Consider the following 20295-nt stretch of genomic DNA (forward strand, 5'->3'; position numbering starts at 1 on the left):
ATATTTATTTTGTTTGAGTTTGTCTACGAGAACGAATTAAATAAACGATAAGTCCTACTACAAATCCTATGATTGCCGGAACAATCCAACCCATTCCAATTGTAAAGAACGGTAAATAACGTTCAGCGAAACTTATTAACGCTTGTGCAAATGATGTCTTTGCAAAAAATTCCGGGCTTGCGTTTACACCATCAAAGAACGCTGCAAACATTGTAAAGAACGTTGTAAATTTATAAACAATTGTCGAATGATTAAATAATGGACTGACAAGCGTTAATAAAATCAGTGTAATCGCTAACGGATAGATAAACATCAATACCGGCGTTGAATACATAATAATTTTAGTTAACCCGACATTAGCGAAGATACAAGCGAGTAACGCTACACCTGTTGCTAACCAAAGGTAATTCATTCTCGGGAATAGTTCTGTAAATGTCTCTGAAAATGCAGTAATTAAACCAATTGCTGTCTTCAAACAAGCGACAATAATGATTAGAGATAAAATGATAATACCGTAATCTCCAAGATAGTGCTGCGCAATTTGAGCCAGTGCGATACCACCATTTTCACTCATTTTAAAATGACCTAAACTCATCGTACCCATTAAAGCGAGCAATGTATAAATAATGCCCATTCCTACGATACTTATAAAACCTGACTTGAAAGTTTCTTTAGCAACCCCATTTGGATTAGTAATACCTAATTTCTTAATTGTTGTCACAATGATAATACCGAAAGCGAGTGATGCGAGTGCATCTAGCGTATTATAACCGTCTATAAACCCTTTCAATAAGACACTATCACTATAATTTGCACTTACTGGCGCATGACTAATACCGCCCATTGGTTTAATAAATGCTAAGACAACTACGATACCTAGTAATACTAAAAATACTGGATTTAAGAATTTACCTATGTAATCTAAAATTTTAGATGGCTTTCTTGAGAAAAACCATGCTATAAGAAAGAATAAAATACTAAATATCGGTAATACAATTTTTCCAGTACCTGCTGAAATAAATGGTGAAAATGCAATTTCATACGATGTTGTTGCAAGCCTTGGTAAAGCAAAGAATGGTCCAATTACCAAATATAAAGCAATCGTAAATGCGTACGCATAGCCTTTACTCACACGAGATGAAATATCGAAGACGCCATTTGTTTTGGAGATACCAATCGCTACTATACCTAGAAAAGGTAGTCCAATGGCTGTAATTAGGAAACCTAAATTCGCAAGCCAAACATTTGAACCTGCTGTTTGTCCAAGATGAATAGGAAAGATTAAATTTCCTGCACCAAAGAATAAGCCAAACAACATCGAACCAATAAATATATTTTCTTTGATTGAAAGTTTTTGTTTCATCATGTGTCATATCTCTCCTATTATATGTTTACTAGCTATTATACATAAATTTAGTGTTGATTTGTTCAAAATATTCAATAAATTTAAATCATCAATCATTTGAGATGTTCTTTCATAAAAAAGACACCTCGCCACAGAGCGTTAACTTACTTTAACGCAATGTGCAAGGTGTTAAAGCCATCTTAAGTGTTACTTTTAAAATATTATTGCTTTACTATGTCGTGAGTTTAAGCTTTTCGAATCTGCCAATGATATGGATCTTCTAATTGATTCCAGTCGCTATCAATTTCATCACCATTGACTAAGCACTGGTCTAATTCTTTCACAATTTTTTCTTGATCTAATTCAGTACCTATAATCACAAATTGAGTGTTTCTGTCACCATATTCTATGTCCCAACTTTGCGCAATATCAGGTCGCTGATTTAAAATTTGTTCTCGTTGTTCTTTGGACATCGCAGCCACCCAATAAGTTACCGGACTAATATTACAAGATGAACCTGCTTGTGATAGTAGACATGCAACTTGATTATATTGTGCCAACCAGACGATACCTTTTGCACGAACAATATTATTAGGCATTTGTTCTAACCAATCGTTGAAACGTTTCGCGTGAAACGGTAATCGTCTTGAATAAACGAAAGAACCAATCCCATACTCTTCTGTTTCAGGTGTATGTTCCGCGTGACCACCTTCAGTTAATTCTTTTATCCATCCTGCAGAGTTACTTGCTTGTTCAAAGTCAAAGCAACCTGTATCTAATACTTCGTTAATATCAACTTCGGCATTTGTTGTTTTAATTAGATGTGCATCTGGTTGTAACTTTCTTAAAATATTTTCTAATTTAGTTAATTCTGCTTCGGTTACTAAATCTGTCTTATTTAGCACTAAAACATCACAGAATTCCACTTGATCAATAAGTAAATCCGCAATTGAGCGTTCATCTGTTTGATCTGCACCTTGATCACGATCCACAAGTAAATCCTCGGAATTAATGTCATTAATAAATCGATTAGCATCCACAACAGTTACCATCGTATCGAGTTTACAGATTGACGTTAAATCGATACCTAATGCTTCGTCAATATAAGAGAATGTTTGAGCCACAGGTACCGGTTCAGATATACCTGTAGATTCAATCACGATATAATCAATATTCCCCTTTTCTACTAAGCGCTCAACTTCTTGTAATAAATCGTCCCTTAACGTACAGCAAATACAACCATTTGACAGTTCTACTAGTTTTTCATCCGTTCTTGATAGTCCACCCCCATCTGCAACTAAGTCTTTATCAATATTGACATCGCTCATATCATTAACAATAACAGCAATTCGACGACCTTCCCGATTATTTAAAATGTGGTTAAGTAATGTTGTTTTACCTGATCCAAGGTAACCACTCAATACCGTTACAGGTATCTTGCCCATAAAATCATACCTTTCTTTTTATAAATCGTAATAATTACGTTTTATATTTTACATTTAATTATTTAATTGTCAATCGAGCCACGTTTCATTAAATACAGCAATATCAATAATTAACGCCCACTTTAGACCTTAGTTTCGGAAACAAATTTATACTATTACCACATTTTTATTGACTATCTTGACTTGACACACACTGTTTTCGATGTTTAATATAAAATAAATTAGGTTAACCTAAACTTTTATTTAGGAGGTAATTGATTGATAGACATTAGCAACATGAATTTGCATTTAAATCATAAACATGTGCTTAAAGATATTACTTTAAAGATTCCAATTTCTGGAGAAATTATTGGCATTATGGGACCCAACGGTGCTGGTAAATCCTCTTTATTAAAAAGTTTAATTGGATCGTTTAACGCGAGTGGCGAGATGAATTTATATGGCAAATCCATACATAAACAATTGCAATATATTACATATATTCCTCAAAAAGCACAATTAGATTTGGACTTTCCAATCAATGTTGAAAAAGTCATCTTGTCTGGTTGTTACCAAACCATCGGCTGGTTCAGACGCGTCGATCACGCGTCAAAAATGAAGTTTCATAAATTATTAAGAGACTTAGACTTGGAATCATTACAATATAAACAAATTTCTGAGCTTAGTGGTGGGCAACTGCAACGTGTACTTGTGGCAAGAGCTTTAATGTCTGATAGTACCATCTATCTATTGGACGAACCATTTGTTGGCATCGACTTTAATAGTGAACAACTCATTATGGAAAAGCTTCAACATTTAAAAAATCAGGGCAAACTTATTCTCATTGTGCATCATGATTTGTCGAAAGCTGAACAATATTTTGATCGAATTCTTTTACTTAATCGTACAGTTAGATTTTTCGGTCCTAGCCATCAAGCGATGCAGCCACAATATTTAAACCGGACATTTCTATTTAATGTGACTTCTACTCTTAAAGAAGGGAGTGACATATCTAATGACTGATTTCATTCAACATTTATTCGATTATCAATTCTTAAATCGCGCTTTAATTACATCTATTGTCGTAGGTATTGTGTGTGGAACTGTAGGAAGTTTGATTATCCTCCGTGGATTGTCGTTGATGGGAGATGCGATGAGTCATGCTGTTTTACCTGGTGTGGCGTTGTCATTCTTATTCAATATTCCAATGTTCATCGGCGCATTAGTCACTGGCATGATCGCAAGTTTATTAATTGGCTATATTTCAAATAATAGTAAAACAAAACCTGATGCAGCTATTGGTATTAGTTTCACTGCGTTTCTCGCAACGGGTGTCATCATTATTAGTCTTATTAATAGTACGACGGATTTGCATCATATTTTATTCGGAAATTTACTCGCTATTACCCGACAAACATTTTGGACAACCATCATTATTGGCGTCATTGTGATACTACTCATTGTCATACTTTATCGTCCATTAATGATTTCAACTTTTGATGCGACATTCAGTCGTGTGAGCGGATTGAATACAACAATGATTCATTATTTTGTAATGTTGTTACTCGCCTTAGTAACCGTCGCGAGTATTCAAACTGTCGGCATTATCTTAGTCGTTGCATTACTTGTTACACCGGCGTCGACTGCCTTTTTAATCACAAAGAATCTATATTCAATGATGATTGTAGCAAGTTTAATAGGCATAGTAAGTTCTATCATAGGATTATACTTTAGCTTTATTTACAATCTACCGAGTGGTGCAACGATTGTTATTGCAACATTTAGTATTTATATCTTGACTCTTCTCTTTTCAAAAATAAAAACAAAGTATAGAGGTGTACAAATAACATGAAAAAATTTATTCCATTACTAATTGCATTAATCTTAGTACTCGCAGCTTGTGGTTCAAATTCAAGTGAGCAACACTCTAAAGGTCATGACAAATTAAAGGTCGTAACAACTAATTCTATTATTTATGACATGGTCAAACAGGTTGGTGGAGACAAGGTTGATGTTCATAGCATTGTGCCTGTCGGACAAGACCCGCATGAATATGAAGTTAAACCGAAAGATATTAAACAACTTACTGACGCGGATGTTATCTTCTACAATGGTTTCAATTTAGAATCTGGTAACGGTTGGTTTGAGAAAGCTTTAGAACAAGCGGGTAAATCTACTAATGACAAGTCAGTCTTCGCGGTGTCTAAAGGAGTTAAACCAATTTATTTAAACGGAGAAACTGGTAATAAAGATAAGATTGATCCACATGCGTGGTTAAGTCTGGATAATGGTATTCAATACGTTAAGAATATTCAAGAACAACTCGTAAAAGCAAATTCATCACATAAAGCTGATTATCATAAACAAGGTGATGCTTATCTTGCTCAACTTGAAAAGTTAAATAAAGACAGTAAAGATAAATTCAATGATATTCCGAAACAAGAGCGTGCCATGATTACAAGTGAGGGTGCTTTCAAATACTTCTCAAAAGCCTTCGATATTAAACCAGGTTATATTTGGGAGATTAATACTGAAAAACAAGGTACACCATCACAAATGAAACAAGCAATCCAATTTGTTAAAGATAATCACATTAAACATTTATTAGTTGAAACAAGTGTTGATAAAAAATCTATGAATAGCTTATCTGAGGAAACAGGTAAAAGTATTTACGGAGAAGTATTTACAGATTCAATTGGAGAAAAAGGATCGAAAGGAGATTCATATTATAAAATGATGAAGCATAATATTAAAACAATCCATGGCAGCATGGAATAGAATGTAGTCATTCATGTAGTAAGTCCATGGAAATCATCCTCCTATTAAAATTGCCAGTAAATGAGTTTTAACAACTTCATTTACTGGCTTCTTTAGTTTCAATAGTTCTAAAGTAGTTCTCTAAAGGCGATCTTAGATAGATAATCCACTCACTTAAGTTGCTTCGCGTTCCTGGGGTGCCGTCTCTATAGCAATTCTAAAATGGATTTTCATTCCACTTTAGTTGAGATGCTTGCCTAGGGGGCTGGGTCGAGCCGAGGTCTCGACACTCATCCTGTTCCCTCAGGCGTCACTCAACTAAGTTTCATAATCCATTTTAGAATTACTTACCTAAGTGCTATTGCACTTAGGTTCATTATTATTTGATTACTTTAATAAAATCTTTGTTTGCTGTTAGGAATAAACCTTCTTGTGTTACTAAGCGTGGTGTTGAGTTAGTCGTATAAATGATGTCTCTGATAGGTAATACATCACCTTTTTTAAGTTTACGTACTGTATTGTCTTTAAAATCACGTGAATCATAGAGTTTACACGCTTTTATAACTTTAACTTTCTTAGGCACCTCAGTAATATACTTGTTTAATCCTGATGTGTTGATTAAGGTAATAAAATCTTTATTCGCTGTGATTATACTACCATCATCTAATACCAGACGAGGTGTGCCTTTTGTTGTATATTGAATATCTGACGCTTCAACTCTAGTACCCGCTTCTAGACTACCTACTTCTTCTTTAAATGATACATCTTTATATATTTTAATTTTTTTCAGTGTCATCATTGGATTCATTATTCTCGTGAAATATTCACTTTTACGGTTTGTTACTTGCTGTGTTTTATTTTCATTCTTTTTATGCACAAATTCAACTTTGAAATTTTGGCGTTTCATTTTAAATACATCATTAAAACTTGGATATGAAGCATACACCAATGAGCGTCCTGACTCACCATAATTCACATTAAAATTAATATTGATATCTTTATTTAACTTTTCAAATTCCTCATGTGGAACATAAATTTTATCGTCGCTATATTTATACGTCACTTCATATTCATTCGCCGCATTGTTGATTTCAATGAGACTCACTGATTGAATGCTTATATCGTCTGGTTTCATGACACGAATGACTTCGTATTTGTTTTCTCCCATCATTTGCGTACCTTCGTAAACTGGATAGCAATCAACAACAGTAGGTTTAATCATGTCATATTGATGAACGAAATCTCTAAAGACAATGCCATCTTGAATAATATAGCGCCATTGGTCATTAACGACATCCTTGGTAAAATTAACAAATACTGATTCATCTGCATGATGATATAACGTGTAGATTTGCTTGAATACTGGATTCGTAATCAATGTATTGATATCAATGCCTTGCTCTTTTATTTTTTGTTCAACTTTTTCAATTACTGCATAAAATTTCTCTTTATCTGCAGATTTAATAAATGTCTTCGTACGAAGGAATCTAGAAATAAAGTCTACTTCAATTATTCTAGCTAAAGCCATATGCTTTAATTCTGAAGACATATCCATATGACAGGTTCTATCCAGGACTTCTAAATTTAAGTTTGCTTTATCTAACATTGATGTTTGCTGTACTAACGATTTATTTTCATCGTAACGATTTACGTGATACATAGGTATTGTGGACATTGTGATATCGTCCACTTTTCCAAATAGTTGAAAGAAAAACAATTTATCCTCGCCATATTTCATATGTTCAAATTCAATATGATTATCCATGACTAGACTTCGTTTAAATACCTTTCCTGGTGGTCCTACTGCTCTAAAAATCTTACTAATGTCTTGTGGTTTTAAATGTGATGCTTCTTTATAAGAAGTAAACTTAGCATGATGCTTCACGTTTTTAGACTTATGTTTATAACTTTGTCCATAACCAAGGTCGGCATCATCTGCATTCACTTTCTCAATCACTTGAGGGAACCCTTCCTTATCTAACCAATCATCCGCATCAAGTAACGTAATATATTTACCTTGTGCCTCTCTCATTCCAATGTTTCTTGGTTCAGAAGGGCTACCTGTATTTTCAGGTAATTGAATTAATTTTATAAAGTCATAGTCCTTTTCATAATGCTTGATAATGTTAACCGACTCATCAGTTGAACAATCATCTACAAATATCGCTTCAATATTATTCTTGTCCATCTTTAAATCAATTAAAGACTCTATGCACTTTTCTAAAAACTGCCCCTTATTGTAAACAGATACAATAATTGAAACTAATTTAGCCATACTTCTCCCACCTTTTAATCCACTAAATTTTGTTTATAACTTTGATAATACGTTTCATACTTCATTTTCCCTATACCGCCAACAATATACTTACCAAATTTACTTAAATTCATTACATAAGCGATACATATTGAGAATGTCACTGTTAATGTAAACGTAAATAGGATGTTTAACAACGGATGATCGTGAAGCGCTCCTAATCTATGCACAAAGAAGTAATGAATTAAATAAATTGAAAATGAATAATTACTAATGAAAATAATAAATCTTGGAACGTATTTGAAATAAGATGCAATTAAAAAGAATAATAAAATAACCAGTGTCACATAAATAGGTGTATCAAAACGTTTAGAGTCGACTAAAGTTAAAATTCCAAATAAATAATTGCAAACCACAAAAATGGTAATAATTACCATTCCGCTCAAAATGTGGATTGTATATTTTTGAATATGATTCATTAGTTTCTCATAATGATACCCCATATAGAAACCTAATAGGAAGTAACTCAACCATCCAATAAATATCATCCAACCTTCTCTTTGCCACAACCAATTCAAATAAATTGATTCTGGTGCGGGTACGAAGTTTCTCATAGCCCAGAATAAAGTTGTAATAATTAATGAGTAGATAACTAATTTGATTGGATTAAGTTTGACCAAATGTTTAGCAAATAATATATGTAGTAAATAAAACTGAAAAATAATTACAATAAAATAAGTTAATGTTCCACCATGGAACATCATAAGTACAACAGAATCCATATAATCTTCAAAATTCTTAGGATGTCCATACACATACGCAAGTCCTAAATTAATAATGATATATGGAATCCCTAACGTTAGTAGCTTTTGCTTAAAGAATCCATCTTTAACTTTCGTTTTATATTGTTTAGCTAACAAGAATTCTGAAATGAAAACAAACATCGGTGTCGCGTATAGCAATAACAATTGAAAAATTCTTAACAAGTAGCCTTCATTAGGCATGTCAAATTTATAAAAAGTCGTTGTTATTGTATGTATCATTACAACACTTAAACACGCGATTGTCCTCATCCAGAAAATAATCGATGTATAAACTCTCATTTGTATCTCCCTTTTACATACTAAACTAAGATTGCTTTATGTTTGAATTTTTAAAAAAATCGCAACCAACTCTCATTGTACAATAGTCATTTATATAACTTCAAAAGAATACAAATGAATTATTTTGATATTTACAAATAAGTCGTTAAAAAACATGCTAACTCAATAGCATGCTCTAGATAAATTATTATTTATTTTTTTAGCTTTGTAACTATGATAATTATGCCTATAATCACTAAAATCATTTGGAAAAAATTACCAATTAACAAGACGACAATGTAAAACGGGATGATAAAAAGCAGTGCTCCAAAGAATATAGAGAAAAATAGTATAACAAAAGACATGTTCTCAGAAACATTAATATTCAAATTGTTCTCCAACAACAACCTGATTAAATCATTTACAAACCACACACATTTCCATATACAATACATAAACACTGCCAGCAAAAATATAGAATAAGGTACTACTACTAACATTTGAATAAATGAAATGATACCGTCCATCGATTATCTCCAATTACATATAATATTTTTATTACTGTATAGCGTAGATTGAGTATTTATTCATGCACTATCTCATTAAAATATGCACACTGCCATACTTGTATCTTAGCTGCAGTGTTATTTAACCCCGTCTCCCAAGGTGGATACACTCTCAATGCCATTTTCCCTTTAGAATCATCACTTTTTAAAATACCTTTCTTGATCAATATATCCTTTGGAAATATAAACTGGCCTCTCCGCTTATCATCAACAATATTCACGATTAATTGATTCTCTAAATCATCCTCAGTAAACGGCACATTCGTATTATTTTCATCTTTCTTCCACATAGCGAAAAAGTAACCCTTTTTATTAGGTGTCCTTTGAGCAAATCTACTTTTGAATAGGCCATTTCGAGTTTTTATTTCTACCGCTTCATATTGTTGATTCCATTCTTCTAATACATAAGAAACATCAGAATTTGAAAATAACAATTCCAACAAATGATAAGATTGCATCGTTTCAATGGATTTCATAAATATCCCCTTTTATGATATTAATTTCACTTATAGCCAATATTATTTGCATTAAATATACTCTGATTTATTAAAATTAATATATAGAACTGTAGTTAAAATTACTAAGTAGACAACCATCCATATATTAATTATAAGAAAATCCTTATTTAAGATAAGCATTATATCTTCATTTAACATCATCATAAAATCACTTATCGGTGGGAAGATCCAAAGAACATAGCTTGAAATAGAAAAAGCTTCAATTATAACAACTCTTAATATTGAAAACAGAAAAATCAACATCATTATTAACCAAACAAATTTATAAGATAGTTTTGGAATTGTTTTTAATAAGGTTGTAATAAGAACGCCCACGATTATTGTAATTATATGATTATAAATACCAATTACAATTTCTATTACATTAGGTATATGCTCAAATCTAAAAGTAATTATAGGATAAATAATTGCGACCATACCCAACGGTAAAATAAGTAATATTGAAAATATTAATTTATTAGTCAAATATGTACTTTTAGATTTTAGTTGAGTAAATAATAATTGTTTTTCTTGAAGAGATTCTGCGTCAATAATTGTTACAGTTATCCAACCAGTTACAAATAAAAGAACCATTGATGTGCTAGCAAAACTAGACATGATTGGTTGACCAGAATAAAAATACATAATAATTAGTAACGTAAAGAATGTCACAAAAGGTGCTATTAGCTTATAAGTTCTAATATAGTTTTTAAATTGATACTTAATTAACGCCATTTTTTGTATACCTTCTTACTTCTTCAATAAAATATCCGTTATGGATTAATAATGCTATCACTTGATTACTTTGAGATGAATTTACAATAATGCTTCCATCTTTGCTCATTTGAAAGTCATGTTCTTTTAAAATAATAGATAAATCTTTTTCTGACACTTGTCGAATTTTAATCAACATCTTCATATCCTCATTAGTTGAACTATTATCTATTAGATGATTTTGTTCAATATTATATCGATGGGTAACAAACGTATAATCTACTATTTGTTCATGTGAAGTTAGTACTATTGTTGCAAATTGTTTGAATTGAATTAATAACGACTTTAACTCTGCGATGGCATTTTTATCAAGACCAGAAAATGGTTCGTCCATAATATAAATATCTGCTTTTTTAATTAAACACTGGATTAGATTCACCTTTTGTTGAGTACCTTTAGAACATTCATGAATTCTTTTTTGCAAAAATGATTCTAAGTTAAACAGATGCGTCAATTGACTTATTTTAATGTCAGATTGCTTTTTAATACTTATACTATCAATAAAATCCAGATATTCTTTAACAGTCAAATTAATAGTCATTGGCAAATGATCTGGTGCGTAACTTATGTTACCTTTAACATTCAACAATCCACTAGAAGGTTTCATTATATTGGCTAGCATTTTTAAAGTAACACTTTTCCCTGAACCATTCTTACCTTCAATTAAAATAATAGAGTTATTTGGAAAGTTCATACTCATATTTTTAATAATTGCTTGATGATTAATTTCTTTTGAAATGTTCTTACCCTCTATCGAAAATGCTTGCATTTCAATACTCCTAAATATAAAAGACGTTATGTTTATTGTATCTTTCTTACTTATAAAAACAATATTTTACTATTCAAATACATTATATAATTATTCTACAATTTCATATTTATATTTAATATTTAGGACTTTAAAAAGCCTATCAAAGTGTTCATACTCTGATAGGCTAGGTTGATTCAAGGTTACATCATTAAACTAATAACGCTTTACTTTTAATTTCATGTTTTAACTTTTCAATAAATGCTTGAATATCCATTGCTTCATTTTCATCATGTGCATATTTTCTAACTGAAACAGTATGATGTTGTTGTTCATCGTCACCTAATACTAATATGTATGGAATTTTATTCAACTGGCTTTCTCTAATTTTTTGCCAAGCTTTTCTTCTCTATCATCTATAGCAACACGGATATTCTCATCTCTTAGTGCTTCTTCAACTGTACGAACGTATCCATTATTATTATCTGATACGCCAATTAAATTCACTTGTACAGGTGCCATCCATAGTGGGAATGCGCCTTTGAAGTGTTCGATTAAAATACCGAAGAAGCGGTCTAGTGAACCGAATACTGCTCTATGCAATACAACTGGTCGTTCTTTTCCATTCTGTTCGTTAATGTAAGTTAATTCGAATTTCTCTGGCATTTGGAAATCTAATTGCACTGTAGCACATTGATGACTTCGATTTAATGCATCTTTAATATGCACATCAATCTTAGGACCATAGAAGGCTCCCATTAATAGAATAGTCTAATCCAAGGTCATCCAATACATGTGTCAACGATTGTTCCGCTTCATTCCATAAGTCTAATTCTCCTAAGTAATCATCAGGACGTGTTGATAATTCAATACTATATTCAAAGCCAAATACTGAATAAATATAATCAATTAATTTCAGAATTTCTTGCACTTCTGATTTGATTTGAGACTTCATAATAAAGATATGCGCGTCATCTTGGCAGAACGTTCTCACGCGTAGTAAACCATTCAACGCACCACTAAATTCATGACGGTGCACTTGACCAAATTCAGCAATTCGAAGCGGTAAATCTTTATAAGATCTAAGTTCATTTTTGAAAATCAACATATGTCCCGGGCAATTCATTGGTTTTAACGCGTAATCATTCTCATCCACTTTAGTGAAATACATGTTCTCATGATAATGGTCCCAATGTCCTGATTCTTCCCAAAGTCGTTTGTTCATCATCAACGGTGTTCTCACTTCATCATAATCGTGTTTCAATTGAACCTCTCTCAAGAAACTTTCCATTTGATTTCGAATGAACTGACCATTGGATAGGTAGAATGGCATACCCGGTGCTTCTTCAGAGAACATGAATAATTTCAGCTGTTTACCTAAGCGTCTATGATTTCGCTACATCACTAGCGCGTACACCTGCTTGATAGGCTTTATTACTTCCATCTGGAAATTGGATATTGATTTGTTGATTAGACATGATACATCTCTCCTTAAACATTCATATAAATAAAAAACCCGTCCCTACAAGAGGGACGAGTTTGTAACACCCGTGGTTCCACCCAACATTCCATCTCAACTAAGAGATGACACTTTAGCCATGCATTAACGCGCATGAAACGTTACATGTTTCCATGTAATCTATGAAAAGGTAGTAAACTATATTCTTAGATTAGGAGTATCTCAGTGTTTATTCCCTCTCTGTGAATCGTCAACATAGCTCTTGTCCTTCAATCGTGTATTAATTTTTTATAATCATATATCTATCTTAATTGTTAGTCAAATGTGTATCAGAATATTAAATTAACTACATTAATTACCTTTTTGACAATTTATAACTTTAAAAAAACAAAAATATCTAGCCAAAGCTACATTCACACACTTCAACTAGACATTTATAATTTTAAACTTGATATTTAAAGATATTTGGATCATAGATTTTTAATACTTTTACAAATAAATAATGGAAAAATAGTGCAGAAATTAATGGAACAATGATGTACGCAATAGCGATAATCAATAAGCCACTCGTTGTACCCATATCTAATAAATTTAACGATTTAATCGGTCCAACAAGACCAATGAGCCCGAAACCTGCTGAATCTGGCGTACCTTTAATATTGAGCAAGCCGCCAACAAATCCTGATACACCTGCCGTACATACAATTGGAAGCATCATCATTGGATGACGTATCAACGTCGGCATCATTAATTTTACTGCTCCGAGTAATACAGTAATCGGAACGCCTGGTTTATTTACACGCCAGCTACCTACTGCAAGCATAATCGCACTCGCTGCTACACCAACTGCTGCCGAACCAGCTGCCAAGCCTGAAATGCCGATTGCCAAACCTATCCCCATTGATGATATAGGTGAAACAATTAATATAGAAAATATCATTGCAATCAATACAGTCATTATAATAGGTTGCGTAATGGTTAACCCATTGATAACATCGCCCAAACCTAACGTAATCAATTTAGTGTATGGCAAGATTAATAATCCAAGTATTCCCGCCACAGCACCACCAACGATTGGTAACACAATCATATTTAAACTACCTAATTTATCACTAATCAATAAGATGATACCGACTGCAATCGATGCAGTAATCATCGTATTAATTAAATCTCCTATACCAACAATGACCCACTTATTATCTGTGAAAGTAGATGCGCCAGATCCTACAAAGGCAGCTGCACCTGTAACGGCGGTTTGTAATTGCGTTAATTTAAATTGTCCTGCAATTAATACACCTGTCAAAATTGGAATTGAATATTGAATCCCTTGCGTTACAAAGGCTACTTTCGTAAATATATCGTTATACTGACTCAAATATTTACTTAACTCTCCTAATATTGCGTTTGGAATCATACCTACTACAATTGCTAAAGCTACACCGTTTAATACATTAAATATAAATGTTCTGGGTGTTATCATTTCTCTCTCGCCCATAATTCTTATACCTCAAAAAGCCTTCTCTTTTTTATAAATTTTAATCTTGATTTTAAAGTATTGTATCAATAATTCAATCACATTAATTTAAATCTTTAAAAAATAAATATGTAACATTCATTATCTGTTCACAACTTCGATATTATATTACATTAACAATTACTAATGTAACCTATTTTTGAATACTATATCATTTTGCATGCAATTTCATAAAATAAATTAGGATGAACATTCTTTATAATGTTTATAAATTACACTTTATGTATAGATAATACTAATATCATATTTAAGGTTGGGATACATATGCGTACTTTTCAAGAGGAAGATAAAATTAAGTTACTAGCAGATATTATTGAAATTCAGTCAGAAAATGAAAACGAAATCGAAGTCTGTCATTATATACAAAACTTATTAGCACAATACGATATACCTTCTAAAATATTAAAAGTGAGCGAGACAAGAGCGAACTTAGTAGCTGAAATCGGGAGCGGTTCGCCAATATTAGCGATGAGTGGTCATATGGACGTAGTTGATGCCGGGCGTCACGATAAATGGACTTATCCGCCATTTAAACTCACAGAACATGATGGCAAATTATATGGACGTGGAACGACGGATATGAAGGGTGCCTTGATGGGAATGGTTATCGCACTTATTGAATTAAAAATGTCTGGAGATTTACCTAAAGGAACAATACGCTTACTTGCGACAACTGGAGAAGAAAAAGAACAAGAAGGTGCCAAACGATTTGTTAAAGATGGTTATTTAGATGACATTGATGGCTTAATCATCGGAGAACCTACAGACAACGGGGTATTCTATGCACATAAAGGTTCAATGGCGTGTAAAGTGACTGCCACTGGGGTTGCTGCCCATAGTTCAATGCCATTTTTAGGGAAGAATGCAGTAGACACGTTAGTCCAGTTTATAAATCAATTAAATTCAAAATATGATAATATCAAACAGCATGACCTTCAACATGAGCTAGATGTTTCACCAATGGTAAATAAATTTATGAAGGGCACTTTAAGCGAAGAAGAAGAAAACTTCGCATCAGGATTTACATTGATGGGTTCTATTATTAAAGGTGGCAAACAATTCAACTCTGTACCTGAGGAAGCCTCTATTGAATATAATGTAAGACCTGTCCCTGAGTATAATAATGACTTTGTTAAGTCACTATTCCAACAGACAGTTGATGAGGTTAATCCTGAAGCATTGTCGTTTGAAGTCGTAAGTGATCATCGTCCTGTCACAAGTGATAAAGATAGCACTTTAATTCAAGTAATTACTGAAGTTGCACCCCATTACGTGAATGAAGAAGACGTCTTTGTCGCAGCATTCATTGGTACTACCGATGCTTCAAGTCTGTTAGGTGATAATCCTAATAATGTAGATCTTGCTATTGTTGGTCCTGGTATTACGATTATGGCCCATCAAGTGGATGAATATATAGAAAAGGACATGTATCTTAAATACATCGATATCTACAAAGACGTTGCAGTTAAGTACTTGGCTGAAAAGTAATTTATATAAAGAAAACGAGACGTAGCACGGACATTCATACCTTAGTTGGTTAAAGATGTCTAATGCTACGTCTATTTAGTTAGTGTCTTTATTTGTGGTTCAGGGGTAAGACTAACCTGTTAGTGACCGTAGTCTACCTTCCCTATAACGTTCACGTTGTTTAATACCGACTGCGACGACAACTATGATAGTTTTTCCCCTATTCGCAAATGATTATCGTAAATCATTCTTTATGTCTGAAAACAAAGTCTCGATGTCTTCAATATCATTGATATTAGGTATAAATATCATCTCTTTCGCATTCGGATACGGCGATACTAATTCATATCCTTCTAGCTTTTCGAGGGAAGAATTTGAGGCTTTAACTAACAATCTATTATCATACAAACCACCTTCATAATATACGAGATACTCCCCCATCATACTTCTCGTTTTAATTTTGCTTGAATTAATTTTATTTAAAAATATTTCGTGAAAACTTTTGTCTGTTGCTATTCGACATCTCCCCTTTATTCTATGGATACCCCGTTATCAAATATATTGAGCCATTTTAGATTGAAATTATAGTTATTTGGATACTAAAAATATATAATAACGCTACTACACTTAAAGGATTTGCCATATCATGAAGACGCTACTTATTAATGCCCACCCAGATTTTAATAATGAATCAACGTATACTGTCAAAGTAAAAAATTTATTTCTAGATAAATATAAAACTACATTTCCAAACGGGGAAATTGAATAATTGAATTTATATGATATTGATGTACCTCGTATCGAAGGTGATCAATTATTAAATGTCTGTAATAAGCAAAGTTTAGGCGAGTCCTTATCAGATGATGAAACAAAAATCGCTGATATGTCGGCATTCTTATTAAATCAATTTAAAGCTAACCATCGCATTGTCATTCTAACACCACTTCACAATTTCAATATCACATCGAGATTAAAAGACTACATCGACAACATTATGATTGCTAGAGAAACATTTAAATATACTGAGGATGGTTCTGTTGGCTTAATGACAGATGATTATAAAACACTATTATTACAAGCAAGTGTGGTGTCTATACAAATGACGACCGTTATACGCCACTTGAGTTCTCATATTATTATTTAAAAGAAATGTTTAAAGAAATCATGGGATTTGATGAGTTTTACATCTCTCGTGCCCAAGGTACGTCAGTCTTACCTGAAGACGAAATCTTAGATGCTACAAACAAGGATTTAAACAACGTATTCGATGCGTTTTACACACAAAAATAGTTTCAATTACACAAAAAGTGAGCAAGACAATGACATTACCCTAGTTATGTCATCCCGCTCACTTTTTTAAATTTATTAAATTAATGAATCACTAAACAATATTATCAATAATTTCTTTACGTAATTTACCTCTGATTTCAGCCATCGTATTTAAATTATATTTTTATAATCTCCTGAGTTTAATCGGAAAGCATGGACACCAATCACTTCATTTTTACTATTCAAGACTGCCCCACCAGAAGAACCTGGTTCTGCCATCATTTGATAATAACCAATCGGGTTCACATTACGTGCAGGCATCGTATATTTCCCTTTTGAATGATACATTGTGCCGGCAGGATCATTTTTATATTTACCAGTCGGCTTACCATAGTGGTACATGTGAATAGGTGTGTTTGCCTTCATAGCTTTAATCGAACTTTCTGATGCAATCTTTCTTATCTTCATATACTTTGAAATATCTTCATACGTATACACTAGAGAAACATCACCATATTGCAGCATTTGAACACCAAAGACTTCAAGGGTACGCACAATTTTAGATCCCTCTTGTAATATGTTGATACGCATATTTTGTGGTTGTGACGGTGTTAAAGGCTTATGCGCGTTTTGATCATTAACAACATGATTCGCAGTTAGAATCGTATGCTTTCCAATTGCTGTACCAGTGCCATATGTTAATTGTTTTGCTTTTGGATTCCAATTATAAACTGTTGCGATATTGGCATCTTTCGCCTTAGCATGTTCAATGGTTACACCTTTGTTTCCTGATTTCTTCATAATTTTTAAAGCGTCATCAATACCTGATTCTTTCGTCGTTTGACCGAAATCACGTACATTATCTCCACCAGGCACATTAGATGGCCAACGCTTAGGTGCTTTATTGTAATAGTTCTTTTTCGTCGTTGATGATGCTTTTGTAGACGCTTTAACTGTTGTTTGCGCACTTGGTTTCGCAGTTTTAGTCTTAGTTACAACTGCCATTTTCGTAGTTGGTTTACGTGTTGATGTTTTTGGCGGTGTTGATTTGCTTTTTACTTTAGTAGTTTGTGCTAATAACTGCGGCTTCGCAGATTGTGCGCGCGTTACTTTTGATACTTTTTGTGGTTTTTTATTTGTTGAGACAACTTTTTTGTTAACCTTAGTTGGTTGCTTCTGTATTTGCTTTTGTTTTGAAAAGTTTTGCGATGAAGGTTGTACTTTAGTACTTTTTGGTGTCACATGTGTTGAAGTAACATGTGCTCGTTTAGAAGGTGCCATTGTCTTTTGTAACGAAGCTTGATTGCGATTTGTTACCTTAGACGGCGTTTGTACCTTAGGCTGCGTTGCTACAACTTTATCTTTAGATACATTTATTGAGTTATTTTGTTGTCTAATGACCTGTTGTTGAGATGTTTGTTGTACACCTAAATGATCACTTTTAGTAGAAGCATGCGCTTCATTAAATTGAAAAAGATAAGATAAACACATCGTTATCAGAAAGACTACTAATATAAGTGAATATCTCTTTAATGCTACCCCTTTGTTCACTATACTCATCCTACTTTCATCATGTTTCAAATTAATAAATTTTAGCTTTAATTTATTATATACCTTAATTAATGTACCCCGCAATATTCATTTTTATAGTTTTTTGATTTTTAATAAATATTAAAATTATATAATATAGAATTGTCATCACTTTGATTTATAACAATTTATTCACACGTTCATAAATATACAAAAGACAGCTAGTAGAATTTAATCTGCTAGCTGCCTATTTTAATAAATATTTATGATTATTTAGACTTACTATTTTTTGTTTTCTCTTTTGCAGATAAACGCCAAATACAATTGCCATTCCGACTATTATAAAGAATAGCTTATAAAACATAACATGAACCAACGTACCTAAAGACATTTCTAATGAACTCCTCTAATGCTACATTTCATTATCACCGTAACATTAATCCCTGCCTAATTCTATCTTCCTTCTATAGGGAGGTAAGACTTACCTCTTCTTCTAATAAATAAAGACCTCATGACTATCATCACGAGGCCTTGATATGAAGCATTAATATTTTTTATCTTATATCGTATTATTCATTCTTAAGGGCTTTTTCAATCGCTTTAACGTTCTCTTTCATAAATGATTGGTACGTATTTTTGTCGTCATCTTGTTGTTTCGTATGTGAGCCCATATTGTAGAATTTAATTGTTTTTGCGTCAGTCTCTCTTCTAACTGTGTCGGCAACTTTGTTAGATACATTTTCTTCAGCTAAGATATATTTCACTTTATCTTCTTTAATTTGTTTAACAATATTCGTTAAATCTTTTTGGCTAGGTTCTTCAGCATTCATATTTTCAATACCTTCTTGTTTGAAGTTATATCTATCAGCTAAATAACCAATAGAGTCATGTGAAATATAAACTGTTTTACCTTCATTACCTTTAACTGCTTCTTTCATATCTTTATCGATGCCTTTTAAGTCTTTAACTAATTTATTATAGTTATCTTCATAGTAATCTTTATGTTTACTATCTTTCTTAACTAATTCATCTTTAATTTCTTTAGCAAATTTTTGACTAATCACAGGATCTAACCAGATATGAGGATCATACTTGCCATGATGATGATGCTCATGCTCTTCGCCGTGTTCATGTTCTTCACCATGTTCATGCTCATGTTCGTCTTCTTCACCTTTTAATAAGTCACTATTTTTATCTAATGTTGATTCTAAAGATAATGTTTTATCTTTATCATTAATTGCTTTTGCAATTTTCTTAGCTACGGGATCTAAATTATCACCTGTGTATACGAATAAATCTGATTTGCCAATATCAACCATTTGTTTCTGACTTGGGTCATATGTATGTGGGTCTACTCCGTTTGGATAAACTGATTCAACATCAACATATTTACCACCGATTTGTTGCGCAAATGATTTAAGTGGGTAAACTGTCGTCTTAACCTCTAACTTACCTTTATGACCAGATGATTTATCACTATCACCTTTGCCACATGCTGCAAGTGATAATGTTAAAACAGCTACAAATAATAAAATAATACTTCTCTTAAACATGTACACATCTCCTAAATCAAAATCATTACGTTTTAT

Annotated in this window: 15 protein-coding genes and 2 pseudogenes; 5 read left to right on the forward strand and 12 right to left on the reverse strand. The window is 32.5% G+C overall.

Annotation, left to right across the window (positions count from 1 at the left end; translation table 11 throughout):
• Positions 1-4: 4 nt before the first annotated feature.
• A complete protein-coding gene (brnQ, locus tag BB045_RS03410) occupies positions 5-1366 on the reverse strand; it encodes a branched-chain amino acid transport system II carrier protein (protein WP_070581192.1) in 1362 nt (453 codons plus the stop codon).
• 224 nt (positions 1367-1590) lie between these two features.
• Positions 1591-2790, reverse strand: coding sequence for a GTP-binding protein (locus tag BB045_RS03415; protein ID WP_075140470.1), 1200 nt, complete (start codon positions 2788-2790; stop codon positions 1591-1593).
• 258 nt (positions 2791-3048) lie between these two features.
• Between BB045_RS03415 and BB045_RS03420 the strand changes: the two genes are divergently transcribed.
• The 3 genes from BB045_RS03420 to mntC are packed head-to-tail and all read left to right on the forward strand — an operon-like array spanning position 3049 to position 5547.
• On the forward strand, positions 3049-3792 hold the full coding sequence (locus tag BB045_RS03420; protein WP_070581194.1) for a metal ABC transporter ATP-binding protein: 744 nt from the start codon (positions 3049-3051) through the stop codon (positions 3790-3792).
• Positions 3785-4621: a metal ABC transporter permease gene (locus tag BB045_RS03425; protein WP_070581195.1), complete on the forward strand. Its 837-nt coding sequence runs from the start codon at positions 3785-3787 to the stop codon at positions 4619-4621. The genes BB045_RS03420 and BB045_RS03425 overlap by 8 nt, the downstream gene beginning before the upstream one ends.
• On the forward strand, positions 4618-5547 hold the full coding sequence (gene mntC / locus BB045_RS03430) for a manganese ABC transporter substrate-binding lipoprotein MntC (protein WP_053036223.1): 930 nt from the start codon (positions 4618-4620) through the stop codon (positions 5545-5547). Before BB045_RS03425 ends, mntC begins: the two co-directional genes overlap by 4 nt.
• A gap of 358 nt (positions 5548-5905) precedes the next feature.
• On the opposite strand, the gene BB045_RS03435 is transcribed toward mntC, so the two are convergent.
• From BB045_RS03435 to BB045_RS03480, 7 genes and pseudogenes are all read right to left on the reverse strand, one after another.
• Positions 5906-7801: a DUF5776 domain-containing protein gene (locus BB045_RS03435; RefSeq protein WP_070581196.1), complete on the reverse strand. Its 1896-nt coding sequence runs from the start codon at positions 7799-7801 to the stop codon at positions 5906-5908.
• A gap of 14 nt (positions 7802-7815) precedes the next feature.
• Positions 7816-8883, reverse strand: coding sequence for an acyltransferase family protein (locus tag BB045_RS03440; RefSeq protein ID WP_075140471.1), 1068 nt, complete (start codon positions 8881-8883; stop codon positions 7816-7818).
• Between the two features lie 562 nt (positions 8884-9445).
• Positions 9446-9904: a MepB family protein gene (locus BB045_RS03450; protein ID WP_070581198.1), complete on the reverse strand. Its 459-nt coding sequence runs from the start codon at positions 9902-9904 to the stop codon at positions 9446-9448.
• Positions 9905-9955: 51 nt separating this feature from the next.
• The gene (locus tag BB045_RS03455) at positions 9956-10660 is read right to left on the reverse strand and encodes a hypothetical protein (RefSeq protein ID WP_070581199.1); all 705 of its coding nucleotides are present in this window, start codon (positions 10658-10660) and stop codon (positions 9956-9958) included.
• Positions 10647-11468, reverse strand: a complete 822-nt coding sequence (locus BB045_RS03460; protein ID WP_070581200.1) for an ATP-binding cassette domain-containing protein — start codon at positions 11466-11468, stop codon at positions 10647-10649. Before BB045_RS03460 ends, BB045_RS03455 begins: the two co-directional genes overlap by 14 nt.
• 190 nt (positions 11469-11658) lie before the next feature.
• Positions 11659-12843 (reverse strand): annotated as a pseudogene (thrS, locus tag BB045_RS11835) (threonine--tRNA ligase); the annotation flags it as partial.
• A 505-nt stretch (positions 12844-13348) separates the two neighbouring features.
• Entirely contained in the window at positions 13349-14401 is a 1053-nt protein-coding gene (locus BB045_RS03480) for a PTS sugar transporter subunit IIC (protein WP_070581201.1), read from the reverse strand.
• A gap of 303 nt (positions 14402-14704) precedes the next feature.
• Between BB045_RS03480 and BB045_RS03485 the strand changes: the two genes are divergently transcribed.
• Positions 14705-15928, forward strand: coding sequence for an ArgE/DapE family deacylase (locus tag BB045_RS03485; RefSeq protein WP_070581202.1), 1224 nt, complete (start codon positions 14705-14707; stop codon positions 15926-15928).
• A gap of 213 nt (positions 15929-16141) precedes the next feature.
• Here BB045_RS03485 and BB045_RS12325 read toward each other — a convergent pair whose 3' ends face one another.
• Positions 16142-16423, reverse strand: a complete 282-nt coding sequence (locus BB045_RS12325) for a transcriptional regulator (protein ID WP_053036226.1) — start codon at positions 16421-16423, stop codon at positions 16142-16144.
• 130 nt (positions 16424-16553) lie between these two features.
• On the opposite strand from BB045_RS12325, the pseudogene BB045_RS03495 reads away from it, so the two are divergent.
• Positions 16554-17197, forward strand: a pseudogene (locus BB045_RS03495) (FMN-dependent NADH-azoreductase).
• Between the two features lie 150 nt (positions 17198-17347).
• Here BB045_RS03495 and BB045_RS03500 read toward each other — a convergent pair.
• Positions 17348-18727, reverse strand: a complete 1380-nt coding sequence (locus tag BB045_RS03500; RefSeq protein ID WP_256722952.1) for a trypsin-like peptidase domain-containing protein — start codon at positions 18725-18727, stop codon at positions 17348-17350.
• A gap of 548 nt (positions 18728-19275) precedes the next feature.
• Positions 19276-20259, reverse strand: coding sequence for a metal ABC transporter solute-binding protein, Zn/Mn family (locus BB045_RS03505; RefSeq protein WP_070440378.1), 984 nt, complete (start codon positions 20257-20259; stop codon positions 19276-19278).
• Between the last annotated feature and the right edge of the window lie 36 nt (positions 20260-20295).

Source organism: Staphylococcus sp. MB377 (assembly GCF_001922505.1).
In the GTDB taxonomy this organism is placed as follows: Bacteria; Bacillota; Bacilli; order Staphylococcales; family Staphylococcaceae; genus Staphylococcus; species Staphylococcus haemolyticus.